Genomic DNA, 4,359 nt, shown 5'->3' with positions numbered 1-4,359 from the left:
TGTCAAATCTGTCCTGCGGATGAATGGCAGCCTTTCCGAGAATGTTGCCAAGCAGAATGTCCATATTCTTCTTTGCCATAGTCTTTACTGATTACGTGAAATAATTTCTTCTGTCAATGCCTGATAGTCCTTCGCTCCGTTCGACTGAGGGTCATATTCAAAGATACTCTGACCGCTGCCTGCCGATTCTGCCAGGGCGATGTTTTCACGGATGCGAGTCTGCATGGTGATAGTCTCGTAACGGGACTTCACGGCTTGCTCAACCACCTTGTTCAACTTGCGATGGTTGAATCTGGCGATGAAAACTCCTCCCAGTCTGAGGTTCGGCTTCACTCGCTGCAATGTAGAGACAAAGGAATCGAGCATTCTCATTCCTTTCAGAGGAAGAAGCTCTGGAGTCATCGGAACGATGATTTCATCAGCTGCAAGGAAAGCATTTGTCGTAACGATTCCCAAAGACGGAGGACAATCTATGAGAATGTAGTCATAGTTCTGCTTCACGGGTTCGAGCAGTCGGCTCAGCAGCTGTTCTCTTGCCAGAAGATTGGTCAAGGCAATCTCTGCGCTTGCCATTTCGAGGGAGGAAGGAACGAGGTCGAGGTTCTCCCTGATGTGTTTCACTGGCAGGGGTGCGCCATCAACCAGAGAGTCAAAGATGCTTGCCTGCACTTCATCTTCATTAGGGATGAAATACAGGGTAAGATTTGCCTGACCGTCAAGGTCTATGAGCAGGACTTTCTTGCCCATACGTGCCATGCAAGCCCCGATGGAGGCTGTAGAGGTGGTCTTCGAAACGCCACCTTTATGATTGGCGAATGTAATGATTTTCAATGACATAATATAAAATCTTTTGTATATATGTATTAACGTATTCATGTGTACATGGCTCCACGTGTACGTGGCGACATGTATTAACGTGTACAAAGGTACGGGTATCTGGCGAGAGTTCCTCCACGCTTCCCCTAACAACCCAAAGTGTCAGGGGAAACGTTAGGATTTGAGGAGTCATTTATTCAAATGTGAAGGTGCGGATGTAGAAATAGGTGTCATCGTCCTCATACTCATATTCATTGATGAAGTCCATCATCTGTTCATCGGTTCGCTCTCCCTGCTCAATACCGGTCTTGGAAGTCCATTCCCTGATGGCTTCTCCTATAGTGCCGTAAACATCATCGCAACAATCCTCGAATGGTTCGCCGGATGCGCTGACGCAGCATTCTTCGGGAAAGTAATTGCCTTCATCGTGAGTGTAATAGACCTCACATCCACACTCGCAGCATCTGTAGGAAATGCTCAGTTCATCATCCAGGAGTCGATTTATCTCAAAGAAGAGGTCATTGCAAGCGTCCCAGGCAGTTTCGGTCTCGAAAGAAAGAAGATTGGTGTCTTCATCCTCCTCATACTCTGCCCAGTAGATGTGACCACGCACGCTGATGTGCTTCTTCTGATAGTCGATTCCATAGTGCTTGGCGAGGTCATCCAGCCAGATATTCCTGCTGTTCACCTCCATGCGCTGAAGGGTGTTCCAAAGGTTGCTTACTGCCTTTTGGGTTCCTGTGACCTTGTAGGTCGTTGTTGCCTGATTAGCCATTGTCTTGTATATTTATTTGATTACCATTCTGTATAATAACTCAGGTCGTTGGATTCACATTCCTCTGCCCATTCCTCATCCGTGAAGTCGCTATGCAGACAGTCCTTGCTGCAATAGTAGGCTACTCCCATGTCAGCGCAATAACCCTCACGCATCAGCTTGCCACATTCCGAGCATCGTCTGCAAGCCCTGTCGGTGTTCCACCAATAGTCCACGAAAGACTCTGCCACCACGTCCTCGCTTGTGTTTTCATCCCACTTGTCAAGATAGAATGAAGCAAACTTGTTCAACTCCTGCTCACTGAAGAGTTCCTTGTCTGTGCCGCTCACTGCCTGGGTAAGTCGGCTGAGAATTGATTTCATTGTTGTCATAATGCCATCTGATTTTATCTCCCTTTCGTAGATCAACTACTTCGGGGATGGTTAAAAATTATGTTGCATTCAGAAGGTGTTATGGCTATCCATACAAGGTTTTGTCTGCAAAATACTACCCGAATGGTGTGGAGATTTTTCAGCAAAGCAGCGCCCTGACCTTGTAAAGATAAGACAGAACCGTTACCTTCGCAACAGAATTCTTACCGATTCCCAGAAGTCGATGAATGAAATCCTCCTATAACAGGACAATCCTTTCAGCAAGGAAAAGTATAGGAATAAAACTCGCAAGGCTATTGAATATCAGTTTATTATTAATATTTTTGCATCGTTTTAATAGGGTATTAAAATGATGCAGAATGATTAAAATGACAAGAAGTATAAGCATAAAAAAGCGACCCAAAGGCCGCTCTTTATCAGAGGAAGTGAAGGATTTACTTATCCTTCTGGGGCTTGCCCTGCTGAGAATCAGGAGCGTTCTCCTTCTCAACAGCTTCGTAGAACTTAGTGGCAACGAGAATCACTCGGTTGTGCTTGACTCCCTCGGCATCCTGCCATTCCTCTGGCTTGAAGTAGCCCTCTACTGTGAGGAGTGCTCCCTTGACCAGGCGGTCGAATGAAGAGGTGTTCTCGTTCTTGCGCCAAGCCTCTACATTCATGAAGGCAGAAGTGCGAGAGTTTTCATCGCCATTCTTCTCATTGCGGCTGATGGCCAGTGAGAAGCGAGCTACGCTTGCGGTTGTAAACTGATGGATGCTTGCATCCTTACCTACGAAACCAGTTACTGCGAAAGAATTTTCCATCTTTTTCATAATTCAATATTTTTAGAAGTGAAACATTTATTTTTTACGGTGCTATCAGAGTTGGCAAGGAAAACATAGGAAGCAAGGAATTATCGAATTATTTCACCCTTGGGCAGGAAAAGTTTTATGGATGAGCAGCAGACGGAAAAGTTTTTGAAAAAATTCTGAGAATAAGGCATCTGGTACTTGCAGAAATGTGGCTTGCACTAACTTTGCAGCGGAAAAAGTAAGTGTGGATGCTTCGTCCAAAAATATGAATGAAAAGGATGAGTAGAAAATATCTGCAGTTGGTTGGGTAAAGGAAAGCTGCATCCTCCTCGATGTTTGTTCAAGCAAACTGGTTGCGCAAGATGGCTTATAAGTTCAAGAGACAGGCAGGAAAACTCAAACTTCATCATGAACATGAATAAGGTTAAGCCAAGGACAGAACTATCAGGCCTATGACTGCCAAGGGTAAGCATCAGCATGTAGAGGGAAGCTGAGCAGAGAAGCATGATGCCTGAGACAAGACGCAAGTTCAACCAAATCTCCTGGCAACAAGCGAAGTTGAAGAGAAGAACGTCGAAATTTCAGTAAGGAGAAGAAGGCAAAGCCCTGAACCAGCTAAAGAGCTACTGCCAAGGCAAAGCTTACGGCGCATACAGCATACAAGTTTAAGGTTTAAGTTTACCCATGTATATATACATGTTCTTTCAAACTCAAATAGTAAACCTCTACCCTCTTACAACCACTCAAACCAGGAAGTTTACAAGTTTAAGAAAACCATATATGTATATATGCCGAAATAAACTTGTTTACAACATATAATCAAGGATTTTTGGAGAATCTATTTTTCCTTGCTGAAATGCAAGAATAGTTATACGCAATGGGGCAAGGTTGCATCATTCGTCTATCAATTCTAAAAATAGTATAATTATTTGTTTTTCTTGCCTAAACATTTGGATATTTGAAGAAAAGTTGCTATTTTTGCACAAAGTTATTCATATATAAATACTTCGATGCAAAAATGGCAACTTTTACGCCTTTATACAAGATTAGGATCTTCAACTTTGAAGATGTGATGCGTGAGATGAAATTGTCTCATGCAGGAACATCTACGGCCATATCCCGATGGCAATCTCAGAAGGTTCTGAAACCGATTAGGCGAAACATGTACGTCACTATTGATCCATCGACAGATGCTCCCATGTGTGACAAGTTCGAGTTGAGTTCCAAGATTTCAGAATCTTCATATGTTGGTTGGCACACAGCTCTTGAATTACATGGAGTTGCCCACCAACCTTTCTACAATGCCTATGTTGGCAGCAAAAGCCGTTTCAAAGATTTTGCTTTTGAAGGAATAGACTTTGTGTACTGTGCAACCCCTTTTGAACCAACTGCGGAAAATGGCGTTATAACTCCCAAGGGAAATCCTTATGTACGTGTAACTGATTTGGAACGAACAGTCATAGACTGCTGTGACCGTATAGAACGTGCTGGAGGCATTGAGGAATTGCTTCATTGCATGGAAGGAATATCACTGCTTGATGAGCCAAAACTCGAAAAGTATCTGGCATTGTACAATAAAGCATTCCTCTATCAAAAGGTAGGATTC

General features: G+C 43.7%; 5 protein-coding genes. 1 reads left to right on the top strand and 4 read right to left on the bottom strand.

Annotated features, from left to right (window positions below; translation table 11 throughout):
* Positions 1-84: 84 nt before the first annotated feature.
* From ACTQ53_RS17145 to ACTQ53_RS17130, 4 genes are all read right to left on the bottom strand, one after another.
* Positions 85-837: a ParA family protein gene (locus ACTQ53_RS17145; RefSeq protein ID WP_181976530.1), complete on the bottom strand. Its 753-nt coding sequence runs from the start codon at positions 835-837 to the stop codon at positions 85-87.
* A gap of 172 nt (positions 838-1,009) precedes the next feature.
* Positions 1,010-1,591, bottom strand: a complete 582-nt coding sequence (locus tag ACTQ53_RS17140) for a hypothetical protein (protein WP_117695773.1) — start codon at positions 1,589-1,591, stop codon at positions 1,010-1,012.
* 20 nt (positions 1,592-1,611) lie between these two features.
* Positions 1,612-1,962, bottom strand: a complete 351-nt coding sequence (locus ACTQ53_RS17135; RefSeq protein ID WP_441934493.1) for a hypothetical protein — start codon at positions 1,960-1,962, stop codon at positions 1,612-1,614.
* A gap of 434 nt (positions 1,963-2,396) precedes the next feature.
* On the bottom strand, positions 2,397-2,774 hold the full coding sequence (locus tag ACTQ53_RS17130) for a single-stranded DNA-binding protein (RefSeq protein ID WP_264959772.1): 378 nt from the start codon (positions 2,772-2,774) through the stop codon (positions 2,397-2,399).
* Positions 2,775-3,771: 997 nt separating this feature from the next.
* Here ACTQ53_RS17130 and ACTQ53_RS17125 point away from each other — a divergent pair.
* Positions 3,772-4,359: type IV toxin-antitoxin system AbiEi family antitoxin domain-containing protein (locus tag ACTQ53_RS17125; protein ID WP_441934491.1), on the top strand; the 588-nt coding region annotated here is incomplete at its 3' end.

It is taken from the genome of Prevotella sp. Sow4_E9_plate (assembly GCF_052116205.1).
Lineage (GTDB): Bacteria > Bacteroidota > Bacteroidia > Bacteroidales > Bacteroidaceae > Prevotella.
Note: the sequence above shows the minus strand (reverse complement) of the source record. Positions and strands in the feature narration are given on the sequence as shown.